Origin of the sequence: Streptomyces sp. NPDC101194 (assembly GCF_044767885.1) — a bacterium.
In the GTDB taxonomy this organism is placed as follows: Bacteria; Actinomycetota; Actinomycetes; order Streptomycetales; family Streptomycetaceae; genus Streptomyces.
The window spans coordinates 29,974-52,763 of record NZ_JBIWOS010000001.1; the positions used below are offsets into that span (position 1 = coordinate 29,974).

Annotated in this window: 13 protein-coding genes; 8 read left to right on the forward strand and 5 right to left on the reverse strand. The window is 72.0% G+C overall.

The genetic code is table 11. The features are described 5' to 3' along the window. The first annotated feature begins 242 nt into the window (after nt 1–242). Together ACIRP2_RS00140 and ACIRP2_RS00145 are read left to right on the forward strand one after the other, a co-directional pair. Nucleotides 243–749 (forward strand): DUF6912 family protein, encoded by a 507-nt coding sequence (locus tag ACIRP2_RS00140; RefSeq protein ID WP_404244928.1) that lies wholly within the window; start codon nt 243–245, stop codon nt 747–749. A gap of 132 nt (nt 750–881) precedes the next feature. Next, a complete protein-coding gene (locus tag ACIRP2_RS00145; RefSeq protein WP_404244930.1) occupies nt 882–1,553 on the forward strand; it encodes an HAD family hydrolase in 672 nt (223 codons plus the stop codon). 37 nt (nt 1,554–1,590) lie between these two features. Here ACIRP2_RS00145 and ACIRP2_RS00150 read toward each other — a convergent pair whose 3' ends face one another. Then, complete coding sequence (locus ACIRP2_RS00150) at nt 1,591–2,160, reverse strand: DJ-1/PfpI family protein (protein WP_404244932.1); 570 nt, start codon at nt 2,158–2,160, stop codon at nt 1,591–1,593. Between the two features lie 392 nt (nt 2,161–2,552). Between ACIRP2_RS00150 and ACIRP2_RS00155 the strand changes: the two genes are divergently transcribed. Then, nucleotides 2,553–7,565 (forward strand): NAD-glutamate dehydrogenase, encoded by a 5,013-nt coding sequence (locus ACIRP2_RS00155; protein ID WP_404244934.1) that lies wholly within the window; start codon nt 2,553–2,555, stop codon nt 7,563–7,565. Nucleotides 7,566–7,747: 182 nt separating this feature from the next. On the opposite strand, the gene ACIRP2_RS00160 is transcribed toward ACIRP2_RS00155, so the two are convergent. Beyond that, complete coding sequence (locus ACIRP2_RS00160; RefSeq protein ID WP_404244936.1) at nt 7,748–8,590, reverse strand: helix-turn-helix domain-containing protein; 843 nt, start codon at nt 8,588–8,590, stop codon at nt 7,748–7,750. Nucleotides 8,591–8,654: 64 nt separating this feature from the next. Here ACIRP2_RS00160 and ACIRP2_RS00165 point away from each other — a divergent pair, with 64 nt between their 5' ends. Together ACIRP2_RS00165 and ACIRP2_RS00170 are read left to right on the forward strand one after the other, a co-directional pair. Next, nucleotides 8,655–9,512: an alpha/beta fold hydrolase gene (locus tag ACIRP2_RS00165; protein WP_404244938.1), complete on the forward strand. Its 858-nt coding sequence runs from the start codon at nt 8,655–8,657 to the stop codon at nt 9,510–9,512. A gap of 18 nt (nt 9,513–9,530) precedes the next feature. Then, nucleotides 9,531–10,763 (forward strand): FAD-dependent monooxygenase, encoded by a 1,233-nt coding sequence (locus ACIRP2_RS00170; protein WP_404244940.1) that lies wholly within the window; start codon nt 9,531–9,533, stop codon nt 10,761–10,763. 90 nt (nt 10,764–10,853) lie between these two features. Here ACIRP2_RS00170 and ACIRP2_RS00175 read toward each other — a convergent pair whose 3' ends face one another. Both ACIRP2_RS00175 and ACIRP2_RS00180 read right to left on the reverse strand, forming a co-directional pair. Continuing rightward, a complete protein-coding gene (locus ACIRP2_RS00175) occupies nt 10,854–11,630 on the reverse strand; it encodes an ABC transporter ATP-binding protein (RefSeq protein WP_404247103.1) in 777 nt (258 codons plus the stop codon). Nucleotides 11,631–11,634: 4 nt separating this feature from the next. After that, nucleotides 11,635–12,576, reverse strand: coding sequence for an ABC transporter permease (locus ACIRP2_RS00180; protein ID WP_404244942.1), 942 nt, complete (start codon nt 12,574–12,576; stop codon nt 11,635–11,637). A gap of 128 nt (nt 12,577–12,704) precedes the next feature. On the opposite strand from ACIRP2_RS00180, the gene ACIRP2_RS00185 reads away from it, so the two are divergent. Beyond that, nucleotides 12,705–13,319 (forward strand): TetR/AcrR family transcriptional regulator, encoded by a 615-nt coding sequence (locus ACIRP2_RS00185; protein ID WP_404244944.1) that lies wholly within the window; start codon nt 12,705–12,707, stop codon nt 13,317–13,319. Nucleotides 13,320–13,355: 36 nt separating this feature from the next. On the opposite strand, the gene ACIRP2_RS00190 is transcribed toward ACIRP2_RS00185, so the two are convergent. Beyond that, entirely contained in the window at nt 13,356–16,931 is a 3,576-nt protein-coding gene (locus tag ACIRP2_RS00190; protein WP_404244946.1) for a CDP-glycerol glycerophosphotransferase family protein, read from the reverse strand. Between the two features lie 101 nt (nt 16,932–17,032). Here ACIRP2_RS00190 and ACIRP2_RS00195 point away from each other — a divergent pair, with 101 nt between their 5' ends. Beyond that, nucleotides 17,033–19,036 (forward strand): CDP-glycerol glycerophosphotransferase family protein, encoded by a 2,004-nt coding sequence (locus tag ACIRP2_RS00195; RefSeq protein ID WP_404244948.1) that lies wholly within the window; start codon nt 17,033–17,035, stop codon nt 19,034–19,036. Nucleotides 19,037–19,161: 125 nt separating this feature from the next. Next, a complete protein-coding gene (locus tag ACIRP2_RS00200; RefSeq protein ID WP_404247105.1) occupies nt 19,162–22,728 on the forward strand; it encodes a CDP-glycerol glycerophosphotransferase family protein in 3,567 nt (1,188 codons plus the stop codon). Nucleotides 22,729–22,790: the final 62 nt, after the last annotated feature.

Below are 22,790 nucleotides of genomic sequence, written 5' to 3' on the forward strand. Positions count from 1 at the left end.
CTTCTGCTGTGGATCTTCTACGGCGGCGGCGGAGGCGGCCGCAAGCGCCCCAGGGGTGCCGGACGCGATCGGGTGGAATCACCTATCCGGGTGATGTGCCGGGTGTCGTGCGGGGCGCGAGGCGGGCCGGGGGAGGGTGAGAGACGGTTGTCGGGTGGACGGGGCGGCGGTGGTGCACGTAACCCCAAAGAGGGACGTCGCACGTATCCTGAGGGCGTTTCCGACTACGAAAGCGGCCAGCCATGCGCGTGTACGTCCCCCTGACGCTCCCCGGACTCGCAGCGGCGCACAAGGCGGGCGAGATCGGTCCCGGTCCGCTGACCGCCTACGCGGTGACTCCCGGTCTGCGTGAGTGGTACGTCTCCGACGACATCGAGGAGCTGGAGTACGCGGCGCTCAACCGGGCCGCCTCCGCCTCGCTGCGCCTGATCGCCGGGAACCCCGACGTGGTCCGTCGGCGGGTCGTCGTGGCCGTCGACGTGCCGGACGGGTCGGCCGTGGCCGACCCGGACCACAGCCTCGACTCGTCGTCGATCGGTGAGGTGCGGATCGCGTCCCCCGTCGCGCTGACGGAGGCCGCCGCGGTGCACGTCGACGCGGACGACGCGGAGAAGGACGTCACGGCCGCCGCGGCGGCGCTGGGCGCCGCGGACCTCGGTGACGACGACGCGCAGTTCACCGTGGACGGAGCCGAGGACCACGAGCTGCTGTGGTTCGGCATCCAGGAGATTCCGAATCTGATCGCCTGAGACCGGGCCGGGGAGAGGCCCTTCCCGCGCCGTCGGACCGGTCCCCGGACCCGGCCCCCGGACCCGGCCCCCGGACCGGGCTCGGGACGGCTCCTGGATCGGCTGTCGGACCCTGCGGGTACTTTCTGACGCATGGGGACGCATGGGAAGCACCGCACACATCTGGTCTGGGACTGGAACGGCACACTGCTCGACGACAACGCCGCGGTCGTCGGCGCGACGAACGCGGCGTTCGGCGAGGTCGGTCTGGAACCGATCACGCTGGAGCAGTACCGGGAGATGTACTGCATCCCGATCCCCCGCTTCTACGAACGGCTGATGGGCCGGTTGCCCACGGAGGCCGAGTGGGAGCGGATGGACGGGATATTCCACCGCTACTACACCGAACAGCGAGCCGCCTGCGGGCTCACCGAGGGCGCCGAGGAACTCCTCGCGGGGTGGCGGCTGGGCGGGGGCAGTCAGTCCCTCCTGAGCATGTACGGACATGACCAGCTGGTCCCCGTGGTGCGGGGGTACGGCATCGAGCGTCACTTCGTACGCGTCGACGGGCGCACCGGGCCGTCCGGGGGCAGCAAGGCGCTCCACATGGAGCGGCACCTCGCCGCGCTGGGCGGGGTGTCCCCGGAGCGCACGGTGGTCATCGGCGATGCGGTGGACGACGCCGTGGCCGCCGCCCACGTCGGTGCGAAGGCCGTCCTCTACACCGGCGGATCGCACAGCAGGGCCAGCCTGGAGGCGGCCGGCGTGCCGGTGGTCGACAGCCTGGCCGAAGCCGCCGAGCTGGCCGAGGGAATGGCCGGATAGGAGCCGAGGGGCGAGGCCGGGCCCCCGGAAGGCGCCGTCAGGCGGTCACAGGGGCCTTCGTGCGGAGCACCTTCAGGAACTCGCGCATCCACGCCGAGTGGTCCGGCCATGCGCGGGACGAGACCAGCGTGCCGTCGACCACCGCCTCGTGGTCCTCGAAGGTGGCGCCCGCCGCCTGCATGTCGAGCTCCAGGGCGGGGTACGCGGTGACGTGCCGCCCGGCCAGTGCGCCGACGGCCGCCGTCATCAGCGGGCCGTGGCAGATCTGGGCCACCGGACGGTCCGAGTCGAAGAAGGCCTTCAGGATCTTGCGCAGCTCGGCGTCGTTGCGCAGATACTCGGGGGCCCGGCCGCCCGGGACGACCAGGGCCACGTAGTCCCCGGCATCGACCTCGGAGAAGGCGAGATCCGCGGGCCAGGTGTAGCCGGGCTTCTCGGTGTACGTGTCGAAGCCGGGCTCGAAGTCGTGCACCACGAAGCGGAGCGTCTTGCGGGCGGGGGCCGCGATGTGGACGTCGTACCCTTCCTCGCGCAGCCGCTGGTACGGATAGAGGACTTCCAGGGACTCTGCGGCGTCGCCGGTGACGATCAGAATCTTCGGTGCCATGGCGGGGCTCCCACGGGTTCGTCGGCCTGTTCCGTCTCACCAGAGTGCGGCAATACCGGCCGCCGCGCTGTCCAGAGTGTCAAACTTCGGGACCTTCTTTTGTACACATACGGGTCGTGACGGTTACGGGGGAGGGCGAGATAGCCTGGACCCCGTGATCAGCGCGATACGCCTCGGGGGCAGCGAAGCCCCCGGCCTGCGCCCGGAGTGCCACAGCACCCGGGCCATCACTGATCCTCACAGCCCGGCCCGACTGCCAAAAATGGCCAATATGGGCCCGGGCATCTCTCATAGCGGCATAGCGTCGACTCAGACCGGAAACCCCGTGTCGTGGCGGTACGTCGTCTTTTACACCTACGTCACGCAACGGCGCGCGACAGGAGCCAGAGGACATGCAGACCAAGCTGGACGAAGCCAAGGCCGAGCTGCTCGCACGGGCCGCCAAGGTAGCTGACAACAGCCCGGGCGGTGGTGTCGGTGGCCCGGGCGGTACCCCCCGGGCGAGTGCCGCGGCCACCGGGGCCGGGCAGGAGCGTCCCGGGCAGGACGTACTCCTCTCCTACCTCCAGCGCTACTACCTGCACACCGCTCCGGAGGACATCGCGGGCCGCGACCCCGTCGACGTCTTCGGTGCGGCCTCCTCCCACTACCGGCTCGCCGAGAACCGCCCGCAGGGCACGGCGAACGTCCGGGTGCACACCCCGACCGTCGAGGAGAACGGCTGGACGTGCAGCCACTCCGTCGTCGAGGTCGTCACCGACGACATGCCGTTCCTGGTCGACTCCGTCACCAATGAGCTCTCCCGGCAGGGGCGCGGCATCCATGTCGTGATCCACCCGCAGGTCGTCGTACGCCGCGACGTCACCGGCAAGCTCATCGAGGTCCTCGCCGAGGGCAACGGCCACGCCACGCGCCTGCAGGACCGCGCCAACGCCAAGGGTGCCAAGGCCGCCGGGACCGAGCTGCCGCACGACGCGCTCGTCGAGTCCTGGATCCACGTCGAGATCGACCGTGAGACCGACCGCTCCGACCTCCAGCAGATCGCCGCCGATCTGCTGCGGGTGCTGTCCGACGTGCGGGAGACCGTCGAGGACTGGGAGAAGATGCGCGAGGCCGCACTGCGCATCGCCGACGACCTTCCCGGCGAGCCGCTCGACGGCCTCGCCGACGAGGAGGTGAACGAGGCCGGGGAGCTGCTGCGCTGGCTCGCCGCCGACCATTTCACCTTCCTCGGCTACCGCGAGTACGAGCTCAAGGACACCGACTCGCTGGCCGCCGTCCCCGGCACCGGCCTCGGCATCCTGCGCTCCGACCCGCACCACAGCGTCGACGAGGCACACCCCGTCAGCCCGTCCTTCGACCGGCTGCCCGCCGACGCACGGGCCAAGGCCCGCGAGCGCAAGCTCCTCGTCCTCACCAAGGCCAACAGCCGGTCGACCGTCCACCGCCCCAGCTACCTCGACTACGTCGGCGTGAAGAAGTTCGACGCCGACGGCAACGTCATCGGTGAGCGCCGCTTCCTCGGACTGTTCTCGTCCGCCGCGTACACCGAGTCCGTGCGCCGGGTGCCCGTCATCCGCCGCAAGGTCGCCGAGGTGCTGGAGGGCGCGGGCTTCTCGCCCAACAGCCACGACGGCCGTGACCTGCTCCAGATCCTGGAGACGTACCCGCGCGACGAGCTCTTCCAGACGCCCGTCGACCAGCTGCGTTCCGTCGTCACGTCCGTCCTGTACCTGCAGGAGCGCCGTCGGCTGCGGCTCTACCTGCGCCAGGACGAGTACGGGCGCTACTACTCCGCGATCGTCTACCTGCCGCGCGACCGCTACACCACCGGTGTGCGCCTGCGCCTGATCGACATCCTCAAGGAGGAGCTGGGCGGCACCAGCGTCGACTTCACCGCCTGGAACACCGAGTCGATCCTCTCCCGGCTGCACTTCGTCGTCCGGGTCGCCCCCGGCACCGAGCTGCCCGACCTCACCGACGCCGAGGCCGACCGCATCGAGGCCCGGCTCGTCGAAGCCGCCCGCTCCTGGGCCGACGGCTTCCAGGAGGCGCTCGGCGCCGAGTGCGGTGAGGAGCGCGCCGCCGAGCTGCTGCGCCAGTACGGCCACTCGTTCCCCGAGGGCTACAAGGCGGACCACACGCCGCGCGCCGCCGTCTCCGACCTGGTCCATCTCGAAGCGCTCAAGAAGGGCGAGAGGGACTTCGCCCTCAGCCTCTACGAGCCCGTCGGCGCCGGCCCCGGCGAGCGCCGCTTCAAGATCTACCGGACCGGCGAGCAGGTCTCCCTGTCCGCCGTCCTCCCGGCCCTCCAGCGGCTCGGCGTCGAGGTCGTCGACGAGCGTCCGTACGAGCTGCGCTGCGCCGACGGCACCCACGCCTGGATCTACGACTTCGGTCTGCGGATGCCGCAGACCAACGGCAACGGCAACTACCTCGCCGACGACGCCCGCGACCGGTTCCAGGAAGCCTTCGCCGCCGTGTGGACAGGTGAGGCGGAGAACGACGGCTTCAACTCGCTCGTGCTGGGCGCCGGTCTGAACTGGCGGCAGGCGATGGTGCTGCGCGCCTACGCGAAGTACCTGCGCCAGGCCGGATCGACCTTCAGCCAGGACTACATGGAGAGCACTCTCCGCAACAACGTCCACACCACCCGGCTGCTGGTCTCGCTCTTCGAGGCGCGGATGTCGCCCGAACGCCAGCGGGCCGGTACGGAGCTGACCGACGGGCTCCTCGAAGAGCTGGACGGAGCCCTGGACCAGGTCGCCTCTCTCGACGAGGACCGGATCCTGCGGTCCTTCCTCACCGTCATCAAGGCCACCCTGCGCACCAACTTCTTCCAGATGTCGGACGACGGCAAGCCGCATTCGTACGTCTCGATGAAGTTCGACCCGCAGTCCATCCCGGATCTGCCCGCGCCCCGCCCGGCGTTCGAGATCTGGGTCTACTCGCCGCGCGTCGAGGGCGTGCACCTGCGCTTCGGCAAGGTCGCGCGAGGCGGTCTGCGCTGGTCGGACCGGCGCGAGGACTTCCGGACGGAGATCCTCGGACTGGTCAAGGCACAGATGGTGAAGAACACCGTCATCGTGCCCGTCGGCGCCAAGGGCGGCTTCGTCGCCAAGCAGCTCCCCGACCCGGCCGTCGACCGTGACGCCTGGATGGCCGAGGGCATCGCCTCGTACCGCACCTTCATCTCGGCGCTGCTCGACATCACCGACAACATGGTGGCGGGCGAGGTCGTGCCGCCCAAGGACGTCGTCCGTCACGACGAGGACGACACCTACCTGGTCGTCGCCGCCGACAAGGGCACCGCGAAGTTCTCCGACATCGCCAACGAGGTCGCCGTCTCGTACGGCTTCTGGCTCGGCGACGCGTTCGCCTCCGGCGGCTCCGCCGGCTACGACCACAAGGGCATGGGCATCACCGCCCGCGGTGCCTGGGAGTCCGTCAAGCGGCACTTCCGCGAGCTCGGCCACGACACCCAGACCGAGGACTTCACCGTCGTCGGCGTCGGTGACATGTCGGGTGACGTGTTCGGCAACGGCATGCTGCTCTCCGAGCACATCCGGCTCGTCGCCGCCTTCGACCACCGGCACATCTTCATCGACCCCACCCCGGACGCCGCCACCTCGTACGCAGAGCGGCGCCGCCTCTTCGACCTGCCGCGCAGCTCCTGGGCCGACTACAACAAGGACCTGCTCTCCGCGGGCGGCGGCATCCACCCGCGCAGCGCCAAGTCCATCCCGATCAACACGCACATCCGCGAGGCGCTCGGCATCGAGCCGGGGGTCACCAAGCTGACGCCCGCCGAACTGATGCAGACCATCCTCAAGGCCCGCGTCGACCTGCTGTGGAACGGCGGCATCGGCACGTACATCAAGTCCTCCGCCGAGTCGAACGCGGACGTCGGGGACAAGGCCAACGACGCGATCCGCGTCAACGGCCAGGACCTGCGGGCCAAGGTCGTCGGCGAGGGCGGCAACCTCGGCGCCACCCAGCTCGGCCGGATCGAGTTCGCGCGCAACGGCGGCCGGATCAACACCGACGCGATCGACAACAGCGCCGGTGTGGACACCTCGGACCACGAGGTGAACATCAAGATCCTGCTCAACGGTCTGGTGCGGGACGGCGACATGACCGTCAAGCAGCGCAACAAGCTGCTCGCCGAGATGACCGACGAGATCGGCCGTCTGGTGCTGCGCAACAACTACGCGCAGAACGTGGCGCTCACCAACGCCACGGCCCAGTCGCCCTCCCTGCTCCACGCCCACCAGCGCTTCATGCGCCGGCTGGTCCGCGACGGGGACCTCGACCGAGGCCTGGAGTTCCTGCCCAGCGACCGGCAGATCCGTGAACTGCTGAACGCCGGAAAGGGGCTCAGCCAGCCCGAGCTGGCCGTGCTGCTCGCGTACACGAAGATCACGGTGGCCCGGGAGCTGATCCGGACCAGCCTGCCGGACGACCCGCACCTGCAGAAGCTGCTGCACGCCTACTTCCCGGAGCAACTGCGCGAGCAGTTCCCCGAGGCGGTCGACGGGCACGCGCTGCGTCGCGAGATCATCACCACGGTCCTGGTCAACGACACCGTGAACAGCGGCGGTTCGACCTTCCTGCACCGTCTGCGGGAGGAGACCGGAGCCTCGATCGAGGAGATCGTGCGGGCGCAGTTCGCGGCTCGCGAGATCTTCGGCCTCGGCCAGGTGTGGGACGCCGTCGAGGCGCTCGACAACCAGGTCGCCGCCGATGTGCAGACCCGGATCAGGCTGCACTCGCGCCGGCTCGTCGAGCGCGGTTCGCGCTGGCTCCTCGGCAACCGGCCGCAGCCGCTGGAGATCGCCGGGACGATCGACTTCTTCAAGGCCGGTGTCGAGCAGGTCTGGGCCGAGCTGCCCAAGATGCTGATGGGCGCCGACCTGGAGTGGTACCAGTCGATCCTGGAGGAGCTCACCGAGGCGGGTGTCCCGGGCGAACTGGCCCAGCGGGTCGCCGGATTCTCGTCCGCCTTCCCGGCGCTGGACGTCGTGGCGATCGCGGAGCGCACCGGCAAGGACCCGCTTGCCGTCGCCGAGGTGTACTACGACCTCGCGGACCGGCTGGGCATCACGCAGCTCATGGACCGGATCATCGAACTGCCGCGGGCCGACCGCTGGCAGTCCATGGCACGGGCCTCCATCCGCGAGGACCTGTACGCCGCGCACGCCGCGCTCACCGCGGATGTGCTGTCCGTGGGCAACGGGACCTCCACGCCGGAGGAGCGGTTCCAGGCGTGGGAGGAGAAGAACGCGGCGATCCTCACGCGGTCGCGTTCCACGCTCGAGGAGATCCAGGGCTCGGACTCGTTCGACCTGGCCAACCTCTCGGTGGCCATGCGGACGATGCGGACGCTGCTGCGCACGCACGCGTAGCGGGTTCTGGGGCGGGGCGGTTGCCGGGAGTGTCCGGCGACCGCCCCGCCCTTCGTCGTCGGACGGTGGACGAACGGGCCGGCGCCCGATGTAGCGGGGCCCGCACCCTGTTCTGCGTGGTCGGACCCCCGCACCCCGTCGTGACTCCGCCGCCCGACCGACCACGAAGTCACGACGAAGGACTACGCGGTTGTTCCGCGGCTGGGCCAAGCGATGTCGTCAACGGCGAGAAACGGCTCGCCGGCCACGGTCGCGGGGGTCGCCCCGGTGAACGCCTTGACGTCCCGATGCAGGTGGGACTGGTCGGCGTAACCGGTGTCGGCCGCGACCCGGGCCGCGCCCTCACCCGCGACCAGGCGGTGGGCGGCATGGTCGAAGCGGACCAGCTTCACGGCGCGCTTGGGCGGCAGGCCGAGCTGCGAGCGGAACCGGGACCACAGCCGCTTACGGCTCCACCCGACCTCGGTCGCGAGTCCGTCGACCCGGACCAGGCCACGGCTGACGACGATCCGGCGCCAGGCCCAGGCCACCTCCGGGTCCACCGGCGGCCCCGCCTCGTGCCGGCGGGCGAGCAGCGCGTCCGTCAACGCGAAGCGGTCCTGCCACGACGAGAGATCGCCGAGCCGCTCGCGGATCCGTGACGCTTCCCGGCCCCACAGGTCGCCCAGCGGCACGACGGCGCCGTCGAGGTCGGCGGGGGAGGTGCCCAGAATCGCGCGTGCGATCACCGGGGACAGGCGCACCTGCACGCACTCGATGTTCTCTCCCCGCGCCCGTACCGCACCTTTGGACCCGAGGCCGGGTCCGGCGACGAAGCTTCCCGGCTGCTGCCGTCCCGCGGCACAGTCGAGGACGGGCGAACCGGCACCGAACTCCAGGAGCAACGTCACGGCCGGGTACGGGACGATCCGGAGCGTCTCCAGGTCATGGACATGGAACCCGGCCATGGTGACGCCGGTCACCGGGCTGGGCCGCCGCGGGCACTCGACGTCCCACACAGCCGCACCGCGCACGAAGCTCCGCACCGTCCCATGCTAAGGGGAACATTCGTCCAATCCACCGGCGCGTACCGGCGGAGACAGTGGGCTCATGACTGTTTCTGACGGCGAGTCGTACATGAACGACGGTGCCGGGGCCACCGAGAGTTCAACCCTGTCGCTGGACGACGGCGACATCCACGTGTGCCAGGACGGCCCACGCGACGCCCCCGCACTCCTGCTCATCCACGGGTCCGCATCCTCGACCCGCTCGTGGAACCCGATGGTTCCGCTGCTGACCGGATCTCACCATGTCATCCGGATCGACCTGCTCGGACACGGCCGGTCGGCCAAGCCGGCCGACCGCAGCTACGCGATCTCGGACCAGGCACGTCGGGCCGGCGTGGCACTGGACCGGCTCGGCATCGAGCACGCCGTGGTCGTCGGCCATTCCAGCGGCGGCGCGGTCGCCACCGCCCTCGCCGAACGGCGGCCGGACCTGGTGACCGGGATCGTGCTCGTCAACACCGGACCCGGCCTGGGCGCCTTCATCTCTCCGGAGTCCGCCGCGGCCGGCCCGTCGCAGTGGCCGCCGACCGACGCGCAGCTCCGGCAGTTCGCGAGCACGGGTTTCAGCCGCGCGGGCTACCGGATCCCGGAAGAGCTCCTGGACGACGTGCGCGGAATGACCCAGCACACGTTCACCACGACGATGCGGGGCACCCGCTCCTACCTGGAGCAGCGGACGCTGCCGGATCGGCTGAGGGTCCTGGGCAAGCCGCTCCTGGTGATCTTCGGCGAGGACGACCGCAGATGGCGATCCTCGTCCGCCTCCGACTACCGCGCCGTTCCGGGCGCGAAGGTCGAATTGCTGCCCGGACTCGGCCACTCGCCCCTGCTCGAGGACCCGCCGCGGACCGCGGCTCCCCTGCTGGCCTTCACCGCGGCCCACGCCGTACCGGTGGACTGAACGAAGAGGAGGGGTGCCATGCGGATTCTGGTCTCCGGCGCCAGTGTCGCCGGTCCGGTGCTGGCCTACTGGCTCACCAGGCACGACTTCTGCGTCACCGTCGTCGAGCGCGCGCCGGCTCTGCGCAGGACCGGCGGCCACGCGGTCGACCTGTTTCGGCCCGCGATGTACATCTCGAAGAAGATGGGCGTGCTCCCGCGTATCGAGGAGCGGGCCATCGGCACGAACCGAATGACCGTCTACCGAGAGGGCTCACGGCGTCCCGTCCGGGCGGACCTCTCCAAGATCTTCGGCGCCGCCTCCGACCGGCACGTCGAGATCATGCGCGACGACCTGAGCGAGATCTACTACGAGGCCGCGCGCGACGACGTCGAGTACGTCTTCGGCGACTCGATCACCGCGATCTCGCCCGACGGCGAGGTGCGGTTCGAGAACGGTGCGCCGCGCCGCTTCGACCTCGTCATCGGCGCGGACGGGCTGCACTCCAACGTGCGCCGCCTCGTCTTCGACGAGGAGTCCCGCCTCGATGCCTTCATCGGGGCCCACCTCGGGGTGCTGACCCTGCCGAACGTCTTCGACCTCGACAACGAGCTCCTCATCCATGTCGGCGTCGGCCGCACTGCCGGCATGTACGGCGCGCGGCACCTCGGCGACGCGCGGGCGTTGTTCCTGTTCCGGAGCGAGCGCGAGTTCGACCACCGCCACGACGTGCCTCGGCAGAAGGAGCTGCTGCGCGGTGCGTTCGCCGGCATGCACGCCCATGTGGACCGCTGGCTGGACGAACTCGACCGCACCCCGGCGTTCTACTTCGACTCGATCACCCAGCTCCGCATGGACACCTGGTCGCGGGGGAGGGTGACGCTCGTCGGCGACGCGGGCTACTGCCCCGGGCCGGCCGTCGGCGGCAGCACCAGCCTGGCCGTCGTCGGCGCGTACGTCCTCGCCGGGGAGCTGGCACGGGCGGGCGGCGACCACGAGCGCGCCTTCCCCGCCTACGAGCGCGTGATGGCGGAGCACGTGCGCGGCAGCCGCGCGGTCGCGCTGAGCGCGGCGAAGACCCTGATCCCCACGTCCCGCCTCGGCGTGTGGGGACTGGCCCAGGGCGCCCGCCTGATCTCCGCCCTGCCCGCGGGCCCCGGCCGCGCCCTCGCCCGCCTCACCACCAAGAGCGCACGCCTGCACAACTCCGTGACCGTCGACGACTACCCGCCGTCGCCCGCCGTACCGGGAGGCCGTCTCGGGGCGGAGTGAGGAGTGCTCGCCGGGGCGCTCCTCGTGGTTGCCGGCCGCCCTCGCCCACCCGCTCTCCGCGGCCGCCCCGGAGGCTCGTCCGCGCCGCCGCTACTTCTTGCCGGTGAACCTCTCGTACGCGGCCACGACCTCGTCCGCCGGACCGTCCATCCGCAGCGTCCCCGCCTCCAGCCAGATCGCCCGGTCGCAGGTCTCGGTGATCGACTTGTTGCTGTGACTGACCAGGAAGACCGTGCCCGCCTCCTCGCGCAGCTCCTTGATCCGTTCCTTGCTGCGCCGCTGGAACCTGGCGTCGCCGGTGGACAGCGCCTCGTCGATCAGGAGGACGTCGTGGCTCTTGGCGGCGGCGATCGAGAACCGCAGCCGGGCGCCCATGCCGGAGGAGTACGTGCGCATCGGCAGGGTGATGAAGTCGCCCTTCTCGTTGATGCCGGAGAAGTCGACGATGCCCTGGTAGCGCTCGCGGATCTCGGCCCGCGTCATGCCCATCGCGAGGCCGCCGAGGACGACATTGCGTTCGCCGGTCAGATCGCTCATCAGTGCCGCGTTCACCCCGAGCAGAGAGGGCTGGCCCTGGGTGTGCACCCGGCCCTTCGTCGCGGGCAGCAGTCCGGCGATGGCCTTCAGCAGCGTCGACTTGCCCGAGCCGTTGGAACCGATCAGACCGATCGCCTCGCCCTTGTAGGAGGCGAAGCTCACCCCCCTCACGGCGTGCACCTCGCGCACCCCGGGGGCCTGCCGGCGCGAGACGATCCGGCTGAGCGCCGAGGTGGCGCTGCCCTTGCCGGTGCGGGCGCCGTTGACCTTGTAGGTGATGTGGACGTCGTCCACGACGACGGTCGGCACCCGCTCGTCGGTGTGTGTCATGTGGTCAGCCACGTCCGTACCGCTCCTCCGCCTGCCAGAAGTACACGAATCCGCCCACCCCGCACACGAGCGCCCAGCCCGCGGCGATCGCCCACACGTGCGGCGGCAGATGGGACGCGCCGAAACTGTCGATGAGCGCGAACCGCATCAGGTCGATGAAGACGGCGGCCGGATTGCACTCCAGCATCACCACCACGTAGTGCGGAACCCGGTCTCCCGCGAGCATCCTGTCCACGCTCCACATGACGCCCGAGGCGTACATCCAGGTGCGCAGGATGAACGGCATCAGCTGGGCGATGTCCGGCGTCCGGGCGGCCAGCCGCGCCACCACCATGGAGACGCCGGTGTTGAACACGGCCTGCAGGAACAGCGCCGGAACCGCCAGCAGCCAGGACGGCCTGGGGAACTGCCCGAACCCCACCAGGATCAGCACCAGCGCGCCCAGCGAGAACAGCAGCTGCTGGAGCTGCTGGAGGGCGAGTGCGATCGGCAGCGAGGCGCGCGGGAAGTGCAGGGCCCGTACGAGGCCCAGGTTGCCGCTGATCGCGCGGGTGCCGGCGGTGATCGAGCTGCTGGTGAAGGTCCAGATGAACACGCCCGTGACGAGGAACGGGACGAAGTCCTCGATGTCGCGCTTCGTGTTCATCAGGACGCCGAAGATGAAGTAGTAGACCGTCGCGTTCAGCAGCGGGGTCATGATCTGCCAGATCTGACCGAGCTTCGCCTGGCTGTACTGGGCGGTGAGCTTGGCGGTGGCGAACGCCGTGATGAAGTGCCGCCGCCCCCACAGCTGCCGGATGTACGCGCCCAGGGAGGGCCGGGCCCCGCTCATGGTCAGTCCGTGCCGGGCGGCGAGCGCGGCGAGCTCGCCCGGCGCGTACACCGGGAGGAGAGCACCGGCGGGGGTGTCGGCCGGGGCCGCTGGGGTTGTTGTCTGGCTCACCACGATCGCTTTCGACGGGAGGGCAGGAACGCGACGACCGACGGGACGGGACCGTATCGTCGCAACGCCGAGGGTAGGACGCATGTACGTCGCAACGCAACCGTTTCGTCGTTACGGACTATGATTCGGCCATGACCACCGACCCGGGAACCCGCCGCCGTGTCCCCGCCGGAGCCGCCGTGCTGCGCGAGGACGTCACCGATGCGATTCGCAGCGCCGTCTTCGAGGAGCTGGCCGCGGTGGGTTTCGCCCGGATGTCGATCGAGGGCATCGCCCGGCGCGCGGGCGTCGGCAAGACCGCCGTCTACCGCCGCTGGAAGTCCAAGCTGGCCCTGGTCCTCGACCTGGTCTCCGCCGTCGCCGTCCAGGGCATGCCGGCCCCGGCCACCGGTTCGCTGTACGGGGACGTCCGCGCCGTGCTGGGGCTCGCCTCCTACGCCCTGCGTCACCCCGTCGCCTCGCAGGTCATCCCGGACCTGCTGGTCGAGGCGGCCCGCAGTCCGGAGATCTCCGACACGATCAAGGCCGCCCTGCTGGACCCGCAGCAGGGCATCGCCGCCGTCGTCGTGCGCGACGCCGTGGCGCGCGGCGAACTGCCCGAGGGCAGCGACCCGGACCGCGCCCTGGACCTGATCGTCGGCCCGCTCTACTGGCGGCTCGCCGTCGTCCGCTCCCCGCTGCCCAAGGGCTACCTCGACGACCTGGCGGCATCCGCGGTCGCCGCGCTCAAGAACCGGGCCGGCTGAGGGGTTCGGGCCGGCCGAGGGATTGCGGGACGGCCCTCACCCCTCGGCGAGCAGCCGGTCCGCCACCCGCGCCGCCGCCCCGCCGTCGTCCAGGTCGCAGAAGTCCCGGCGGAAGCTCTCGTACGCCTCCGCGTGGCGCGCCGCGGACGCGGCCAGCGTGCCCGGGTCGCGCAGCGTCGCGGCGATCTCGTCCGTGCCGACGAGCAGCGGGCCCGGCGCCCGCGTCTCGAAGTCCAGGCAGAAACCGCGCACCGTGTCGCGGTAGTGCTCCAGGTCGTAGGTGTGGAAGAGCATCGGGCGGCCCGTGTGCGCGTAGTCGAACATCAACCCGGTGTAGTCCGTGACCAGCACATCGGCGATCAGCAGCAGTTCCGCGGCGGCCGGGTGGGCCGACACGTCCCGGACGCCGTGCCCCTCGGGCACGCTCCCGGTCACCCTCGGGTGGCGCCGCACCAGCAGGGTGTGGCCGTCGGCGAGCGACCGTGCCAGGGCGGACAGGTCGAGTGCCGGATCCCAGCGGTAGCGGGGCCGCCCGCCTCCGGTGCCGGGCGGGTGGGCCAGCTGGTCACGGTAGGTCGGCGCGTACAGCACGACCTGGCGGCCGTCCGGGATGCCGAGCCTGCGCCGTACCCGCTCGGCGGTCTTGGTCCGGTCGGCCGAGAAGAGCAGATCGTTGGCCGGGGAGCCCGCCTCCAGGACCTCGCCCCCGTAGGCCAGCGCGCGGCGCAGCAACGGGGTCGAGTGGCGGCTGGGGGAGACCAGGACGGACCACTGGGCCGCCCGGTGCGGCAGCGAGGCGAGCTGGTGGTGGTCGGTGTACAGGGTGCCGCCCAGGTCCGTGCCGAAGCGGCCGAGCGGGGTGCCGTGCCAGGTCTGCACGACGGTCTGGCCGGGCCGTCGCTCGAACCATTCGGGCAGCTGGTCGGCGGTGACGATCCGGCGGGACCGCGCGAGCGCCTCGTACCAGCCGGCGCTGTGCTCGACGACCGGGACGGCGGTGGCCGGGGTGTGCCCGTGCAGCCCGTCGGTGACCCAGAGGTGCTCCGACTCCACTCCCCGGCGCACGAGTTCGGCGTGGACGGCGCGCGGCGAGTCGCCGCCCGTGTAGAGCACGGCGTCCCGCAGCGGCAGTGCGCGCCGGGCCGGATAGTACGTCCCGCGCAGTTCGGCCCCTCGGTACGCGCCCCGCTCGGCGACGGCGAGTACCGGCCCGGCCCACACGGTCAGCCGGTCGCCGAACCTGCGGTCCAGCGCGAACTCCCGGCCGGGCGCGGGGGCCGCGCCGTCCGCGCCGGCGCGGTGGAGCGGCAGCCGGGTGCCGAGCGCGGTCAGCACCCGCACCGGCCGGCCGCCCAGATACGCGTCCCAGCGGCCCTCGTGCAGCCCCGCGGCCACCGAGGGTGCGAGGAACGCGGTGAAGCGGCGCCCCTCGCAGGCCGCGGCGCCGGCCCCCTCGCAAGGTCCTTCGGACGCCTCTTCGGACACCCCGTTGCCGGCCGTGCCGTACGCCCCGGCGCGCGGCTCCTCGTGCGTGACGGGGACCGTCACCGTCACGCGCAGCGCCTCGTGCCGCAGTACGAGCCGGTCGTCCGGGCCGTCGTCCTGCCGCGCACCCGCCCCGGCCCCGGTCACCCCCTCCATCCGCAGCGCTCCCTCCGCCGTCCACGCGGCCCCGTCCACGAACGGCTGCCCGCTCAGGTCCAGCACCAGTTCGCCCGCCGCGTCGGCCACGACCGGCGGCGCCGCCTCCGGGGCCGCGGCCAGCGGTACCCGCGACCCGTCCGCCAGCACCAGCCGGGCCCGCCACCGCCCGCCCTGCTCCGGCTCGACCTCGCGCGGCGCCCGGTGCGGCGCCGGTGAGGCGGCCGCCATCCCGGCGAGGTCGGCGAGCGGGATCCGCACCGTGAAACGACCGTCCGCCCGGCACTCGACCGGGTGGCCGAACTCCTGGTCCCGCACCCCTTCGCAGGTCAGCACCAGGGCCTTCGGCCGGGCGCTCCCGTACAGCCGGCCGGTCAGCTCCAGGTCCTCGCCGATCCGGCGGTCCTCGCAGCGGGCGGGCAGCTGGGCCAGCGTCAACCGGAGCCGACCGCCCAGGTAGTCGAGCACGGCCCGCCGGCCGTCGCCCAGGTCATGGACCAGCGGCTGGACGGCCCCCGCCTCCACGGCGCGCACGGCCACCCGGCGGACCGTGCCCTGAGCGGCCACCATGACGCCCACCAGCCAGCCGCCGGGCCGCAGCCGGCGCGGATCGAGTGTGAGCTCGAAGCCGGAGTGGTCGTAACTGTGCAGCTGCTGACCGGAGTCGATGGTCGCCTCGGGCGCGGGGACGTTCCGTACCGGCACCGTCCGCAGCTGCTGGCCGCGGGCCGAGCGGACCATGCCCACCTTCAGCGACTGACGCGACGACGCGGCCGGCAGATTGCGGATGTACGCGTAACCGCGCAGCCGCAGCTTCCCGCCGTCGTCCCACCGCGCCTCCAACAGCCGGGCCACGGCCGGGAGATCGGTACGGGCCGGCCGGGTGCTGACCGGCACGCCGGGGAAACCGGCCTGCCGCCGCCCCGGCACGCCGCCGACCATGAACGTCCCGGTGCCGTTGGCCCGTTCGAAGGCGAGCACGGACAGCAGCTCCGTGAGCCTGCGCTCCTTCACCAGCCGCCACTTGATCCGCAGCTCCGCCGGCAGCTCGTGCGCCACGGCCCGGCCCGATCTGGCCGGCCCGTCCATGCGTTCCATCCGGTCCAGGAACGCCCCCGCGCCCGCCATGAACGCGTCCCGGTACTCGGGCCCGCCCATCGTGAGCCCCTCCAGGAAGTACACGAAGTCGTCGCGCAGGCACGAGAGGTCGTAGCGGCGCCGCGCGGCGCCGTTGGCCATCCCGCCCCGGCCCGCCAGGAACGCGCTGACCTGTTCGCACGCCGAGATCCGGTCCCGTACGCCCCGGACGTCCGTGCGCCGCCGGGTGATCGACCCCTCCCGCACCCGCCAGTAGTAGACGTGCTCGTGCAGCACGTCGACCGAGCCCGCCAGGTAGTGCGCCGGGATCATCACCGGGGTGTCCTCGTAGAGCTTCCCCTCCGGGAAGGCGAAGGCGTGCCGGTCCCAGAAGGAGCGCCGGAACACCTTGTTCCAGGCGACCCGGTCGGCGAGCAGCCGCGGATCACGGCTGATGTGGGTGCGTGTCCGGGTGGCGGTCAGCCAGCGGTACTGCCAGGCCTGCTGCCGTCCCCGCTCGTCCAGCCGCCACACATTGCCGGTCGCGAGGTCGGAGCCGGTCGACTCCAGGGAGGCCAGCATCCGTTCGTAGGCGTCGTGGACGACGATGTCGTCGCTGTCGACGAACGCCAGGTACGGCACGTCCGCCGTGGTGTGCTCCACGCCCGTGTTACGGGCCGCGCTCAGTCCCCCGTTGGGCCGGCGGACATAGCGGAACCGGCGGTCGCGGGCAGCGAAGGCCTGGGCGACGGCGGTGCTGCCGTCCGTCGAACCGTCGTCGACGAGGACCACCTCGATGTCGGTGACCGACTGTCCGGCCACCGACCGCAGGCAGTCCTCCAGACAGTCCTCGACGTTGTGGACGGGGACGACGACACTGAGGCGCGGCTTCATGTCCGGTCAACCGGGGCGGACGCCCCCGGTCACCGGCACTGCCCCGAACGGGTGAACACGCGATTCGGCGCTCGGTGAGTGCGCGATTACGCTCGGCTGCCATGCTTCTCAGTGTCGTCGTGCCCGTCCACCGCGCTCAGGGATATCTCCGGGCCACCCTGGAGTCCGTGCTCGGCCGGGCCGGCGGCCGACCGGAACTGATCGTCGTCGACGACGGCTCCCGGGACGGCAGTGCCCGCATCGCCGCCGAGTTCGCGGCGCGCGACCCGCGGGTCAGGGTGCTCACCCTCCCCGGGCACCGCGGCGCGGGCCCGGCACGCAACGCCGGGGCGGCCGAGGCGCGCGGCCGGTATCTGCTCTTCCTCGACGACGACGACCAGCTGCGACCGGACGCCCTGGAGGCGATCAGCGCCCTCCCGGCCGGGAGCGAACCGGACGTGCTCCTCCTCGGACACGACCGCGTCGACTGGTGGGGCGACGTCACGTCCCCGGAGCCGGTGCCCGATGCCTTCTCCACCACCACCCCGCGCCTCTTCCGTCGCGGCTTCTGGACCGCGCACGGCCTCCGCTTCACCGACGGTCCGTACGAGGACGTCCTCCCCGTCCTGCGTGCCACCCTCCTCGCCTCCGACGCCGGCACGCTCGCCACCCTCGACCGGATCTGTGTCCGCCGGCGCGTCCGCCGCACCGGCACCTTCGCCACCACCCCGGGGCGCCGGCACTTCGAGATCCTCGACGCGTACGAACGGCTGCTCGCCGAGACCGGCCACGACCCGCGCGTCCGGGCGGCCCGCACCCGCCATCTGCGTGCCGTCCTCGCCGACCCCGGCCGGATCGCCCCCGAGGACCGCGCCGCCTTCCACCGTGCCGCCGGCCTCCCCGGCAGCTACGCGGTCGACCGGGCCCGGGAGGCCGCCCGCACCGCCCGCATCCGCACCCGGGCCGTGCTGCTCCGCCGCAAGAAGACGCTCCGCGCCCGCGTCATGCGCGCCGCGTACCGCGCGGATCTGCACCGTCCCCTGGACCCCCGTCTCGCGGTGTACGGGGCCTACTGGAACCGGGGCGTCGCCTGCAACCCGGCCGCGATCCACGCCAAGGCACTCGAACTGGCCCCGCACATCCGGGGCGTCTGGGCCGTCTCGTCCCGACACCGCGATCGCGTGCCGCCCGGCATCCCGTACGTCATCGAGGGCTCGCGCGCCTACTGGCGGGCCATGGCCACCGCCACGTATCTGATCAACAACTCCAGCTTCCCCGGCGGGTTCACCAAGCGCCCCGGTCAGCGCTACCTCCAGACCCACCACGGCACCCCGCTGAAGACCATGGGCCTGGACCAGCGTCCCTACCCGGCCCTCGCCCACGGCATCAGCTTCGAGAGGATCGTCGCCCACGCCGACCAGTGGGACTTCTCCCTCTCGGCCAATCCGCACACCACCGAGATCTGGGACCGCGTCTACCCCTCCGGCTACGAGCACCTGAACCTCGGCTACCCGCGCAACGACATCTTCTTCACCGCCACCGCGGAGCAGACCGCCGCGATCCGTCGGCGCCTCTCCCTCCCCGCGGACCGGACCGTGCTGCTGTACGCGCCCACCCACCGCGACTACCGCAAGGGCTTCGTCCCCCACCTCGACCTGGACCGGCTGGCCCGCGAACTCGGGCCGCAGTACGTGGTGCTGGTCCGCGCGCACTACTTCTACGGCCGCTCGGCGGGGGTGGGGAGCGCCCGGGTCCTGGACGTGACCGGACATCCGTCCGTGGAGGAACTCTGCCTGGTCTCCGACGCGTTGATCACCGACTACTCGTCGCTGATGTTCGACTACGCCTGCCTGGACCGCCCGATCATCAGCCACGCCCCGGACTGGGCCGCCTACCGGGCCTCGCGCGGCACCTACTTCGACCTGCTCTCGGGCCGCCCCGGCGACACCCCGGGCGCGATCGCCACCACCGAGGACCAACTCCTGGACCTGTTCGCAACGGGCGAGTGGTGCTCGGCGCGGACGGCGGAGCTGCGGGCCGCGTTCCGGGAGCGCTTCTGCCCGTACGACGACGGGCACGCGGCCGAGCGTGTGGTGCGGCGGCTGTTCCTGAGCGACGCGAGGTAGCCCCGCCCGGCAACGCGGCGCGAGCGATGTCACCCGTTCGGGAGAGACCGCAACCGGTGACCCCCGGCCGTCCCCGGGGTTGAGCCGTACGGACAACCAGGCCCCGATGAACGGACGTGCCCAACATGCCGCCACGGCTCAGTGTCGTCGTACCCGTCCACAACGTCGAGCTCTATCTGACGGACTGTCTGAAGTCCCTGGCGGAGCAGACCATGGCCGATCTCGAAGTGGTGATGGTCGACGACGGGTCCACCGACAACAGCGCGGTCCTGGCAGCCGCGTTCGCCGCGCAGGACGGCCGGTTCCGGCTGGTGAGCCAGGAGAACGGCGGACTGGGGCACGCCCGCAACACCGGGGTCCGCAACTGCGATCCGGGCGCCCGCCATCTCGCCTTCGTCGACAGCGACGACGTACTCCCGCCCCGCGCGTACGAACTCCTCATCGGCGCCCTGGACGAGACGGGCTCGGACTTCGCGTCCGGCAACGTGCTGCGGCTGCGGGCCTCCGGCAGGCTCCAGCAGTCGCCCAACTTCCGCAAGCCGATGGCGACGACCCGTCTGCGCACCCATATCTCGCGCGACTGGGACCTCGCGGCCGACCGGATCGCCTGCAACAAGGTGTTCCGCCGGTCGTTCTGGGACGAACACGCCTTCGCCTTCCCGGTCGGCGCCCTGTACGAGGACATCCCGGTCGTCCTGCCCGCCCACTTCCTGGCCCGCTCCGTCGACGTGCTGAAGGACGCCGTGTACCACTGGCGCGACCGGGAGGGCTCGATCACCACCCGTCGCGCCGTCGTCCGGGGCGTCCAGGACCGGGCCTCGCACGTACTGGGCGTCTCCACCTTCCTCGACGAGCACCGCGGCGCCGCCGACAAACGGCAGTACGAGGCGCACGTCCTCGCCCACGACCTCTGGTACTTCATGGAGGCGCTGCCCGACGGCGACGAGGAGTACCGGCGCGCCTTCCTCACCTACGCCAACGAGTTCACCGACCAGGTCGACCCCGCCGTCCTGGAGGCCCTCCCGCTGCGCCTGCGGCTCATGTGGCACCTCGTGCGCGAGCGGCGGACCGAGGAACTGCTGGCGCTCCTCGCCTTCGACAAGGCGGAGCCGGGGGCGTTCGCGGTACGGGGCGTGCGGCGCCGCAGCGCCTCCTTCCCGGGTCTCACCCGGCCGGTGCCGCGCCCGGTGCTGCGGGTCACCGACCGGGACCTGCCGCTCACGGCCCGGCTGCGGGAAGCCCGCTGGCGGGACGGCAGGCTGCACCTCAAGGGGTACGCGTACATCCGGAACCTGCCGGCCACCTCGCGCGGCAGCGAGTTCCGGGCCGGGTGGCTGCGGGCGGGACGACGGCACGTGGTGCCGCTCCGGCTGCGCACGGTCGTCGAGCCCGAGGCCACCGCCCGGTCCCGGCAGAGCCTGCACGACTACGACCGGTCCGGCTTCGAGACCGTCATCGACCCGGCCAGGCTCCGCATCGGCGCGGGCGGCAGCCTCGAACGGCTCACCTGGCGACTGGAGATCGGCATCGCCGGGCACGGCATGCTGCGCCGCTCCGGCCTCTCGACCAACGAGGCGGCCGCACCACCGCCCGTGCACCGGCCCGACGGCGACCACCGGATCGTGCCCGCCTTCGACGGCGGCAGGCTGGTGCTGCACGCCGAGCGGATCGACGCCCGCTTCGAGACGCACCGCGCGGGCGACACGGGCGACGGCGACGCCACCGTGGTGATCGACGGGATGATCCGCGACCGCCTGGGCGCGGGGCCGCTGCGCCTCGCGTTCGACCACCGCGCCTCCGGAACCTCCTTCGACCGTCCGGTGACCGTGCACGAGGGGACCGTGCCCTCGGCCGCGGGCTGGCGGCGCTTCACCGCGGACGTCCCGCTCGACGCCTTCACCGACGCCCGGCCGGGAACGGGAGAGGGGGCGGCGCCCGCGCAGGTCGCCTACAGCCTGCATCTCGTCGGCCCGGACGGCCGCCGGACACCGATCGATGTGCCGGGGCCCGTCCTGCCGGGCCGCTATCCGCTGGGCCCGCACGGCGGCGAGCGGCGCGAACTCGGCCTCACCGCCGGCCCCCGGGGCAACCTGCTGATCAGCGACCGCACCGTACAGCCTGCCGTCGACCTGGCGACCTGGACGGAGAACGGACAGATCCTCCTGGAGGGCACCTGTCCCGGCGACCCGGACCGGCCCGTCGAACTGGTGGCCCGGCACAGCGGGCACGGTGAGGAGGCCGTCTTCCCCCTGGCCCTCTCCGAGGTCGCCGGATCACGCCGGTTCGGGGCGGTGCTCCGGCCGGACGCCGTCGAAGTGCCCGGCGGGGAACTGCCGCTGGGCGAGGGCCACTGGTACCTCTTCCTCCGCGAGAAGGGCGCGCGGGGCGACACCGGCGGCACCCCCCTGCGCATCCCGGCCGCCGCCCACCGCACCCTGCCCGCGGCCCGCACCCTCGCGGGCCGGACGTACGTCATCGAGCGGCGCTTCCACGACCAGTTGCTGATCGACTGCGCATCGGTCCTCACCGCCGCGGAACGCGGTCCGCGCGGCAAGCGGCTGCTCCGCGAGGCGTACCGCGGCCGTCGGGCGGCGCCGCTGCGCGACACCGTGCTGTACAGCAGCTTCGACGGCCGCCAGTACTCCGATTCGCCGCGCGCGATCCATGAGGAAGTGGCCCGGCGGGGAGTCGGGTTGGAGCATCTGTGGGTGGTGCGCGACCAGCAGGCCCGGATCCCGGAGGGTGCCACGGCCGTCGAACACGGCTCCGCCGCCTGGCACGAGGCGCTGGCGAGCAGCCGTCACATCGTCACCAACACTCAGCTGCCGGGGTGGTTCGAGCGGCGCGAGGGGCAATGTGTCGTCCAGACCTGGCACGGCACCCCCCTCAAGCGCATCGGTCTCGACCTCGCGGGCACCGCACGAGCCAACGCCGCCTACATCGCCACCATCGAGCAGCGCGCCCGCCAGTGGAGCGTCCTGGTCTCCCCGAACCGCTTCTCCACCCCCGTCCTGCGGCGCTCGTTCGGCTACCGGGGCGAGGTCCTGGAGTGCGGCTACCCCCGCAACGACCTGTTCCACGCCGCGGACCGGACCAAGGTCGCCTCGGCGGTGCGCGAGAGGCTCGGCATTCCCGAGGGCAGGCGGGTCGTGCTCTACGCGCCGACCTGGCGCGACGACCGGCCGCAGGGCGGCGGCCGCTACGCCCTCGACCTGCAACTCGATCTGGCCGTGGCCGAGCGTGAACTCGGTGCGGACACCGTCCTGCTGGTGCGTCGGCACTATCTGGTGACCGACCGTCTGCCGGACAGCGGCAGCGGCTTCGTCCGCGACGTCTCGCGCTACAGGGACGTCGGCGAGCTGATGCTGATCAGCGACGCGCTGGTCACCGACTACTCCTCGCTGATGTTCGACTTCGCCCAGACCGGCCGCCCGATGCTCTTCCACACCTACGACCTGGCGCACTACCGCGACACCCTGCGCGGCTTCTGCTTCGACTTCGAGGCCCGCGCCCCCGGCCCCCTGATCCCCGGCTCCGCCGGACTCGTCGAGGCGCTGCGCGACCCGGAGCGGGCCACCAGGGGACACGCGCAGGCGTACGAGGCGTTTCGCCGGGACTTCTGCGACCTGGACGACGGACACGCGGCGGCGGGGGTGGTCGACCGGATGCTGCGGGAGCCGGTCCGGCCCTGATCCGGCCCGGCCCGCGCGGACCGGCCGTCCCGGCAGCGGCCGGACGATGCCACCCCGCGCCG

Bases quoted from the DNA above. Each gene is read 5' to 3' on its own strand.
- ACIRP2_RS00140 (WP_404244928.1), top strand. From the start codon at position 243: ATGCGCGTGTACGTCCCCCTGACGCTCCCCGGACTCGCAGCGGCGCAC.
- ACIRP2_RS00145 (WP_404244930.1), top strand. From the start codon at position 882: ATGGGGACGCATGGGAAGCACCGCACACATCTGGTCTGGGACTGGAAC.
- ACIRP2_RS00150 (WP_404244932.1), bottom strand. From the start codon at position 2,160: ATGGCACCGAAGATTCTGATCGTCACCGGCGACGCCGCAGAGTCCCTG.
- ACIRP2_RS00155 (WP_404244934.1), top strand. From the start codon at position 2,553: ATGCAGACCAAGCTGGACGAAGCCAAGGCCGAGCTGCTCGCACGGGCC.
- ACIRP2_RS00165 (WP_404244938.1), top strand. From the start codon at position 8,655: ATGACTGTTTCTGACGGCGAGTCGTACATGAACGACGGTGCCGGGGCC.
- ACIRP2_RS00170 (WP_404244940.1), top strand. From the start codon at position 9,531: ATGCGGATTCTGGTCTCCGGCGCCAGTGTCGCCGGTCCGGTGCTGGCC.
- ACIRP2_RS00175 (WP_404247103.1), bottom strand. From the start codon at position 11,630: ATGACACACACCGACGAGCGGGTGCCGACCGTCGTCGTGGACGACGTC.
- ACIRP2_RS00185 (WP_404244944.1), top strand. From the start codon at position 12,705: ATGACCACCGACCCGGGAACCCGCCGCCGTGTCCCCGCCGGAGCCGCC.
- ACIRP2_RS00190 (WP_404244946.1), bottom strand. From the start codon at position 16,931: ATGAAGCCGCGCCTCAGTGTCGTCGTCCCCGTCCACAACGTCGAGGAC.
- ACIRP2_RS00195 (WP_404244948.1), top strand. From the start codon at position 17,033: ATGCTTCTCAGTGTCGTCGTGCCCGTCCACCGCGCTCAGGGATATCTC.
- ACIRP2_RS00200 (WP_404247105.1), top strand. From the start codon at position 19,162: ATGCCGCCACGGCTCAGTGTCGTCGTACCCGTCCACAACGTCGAGCTC.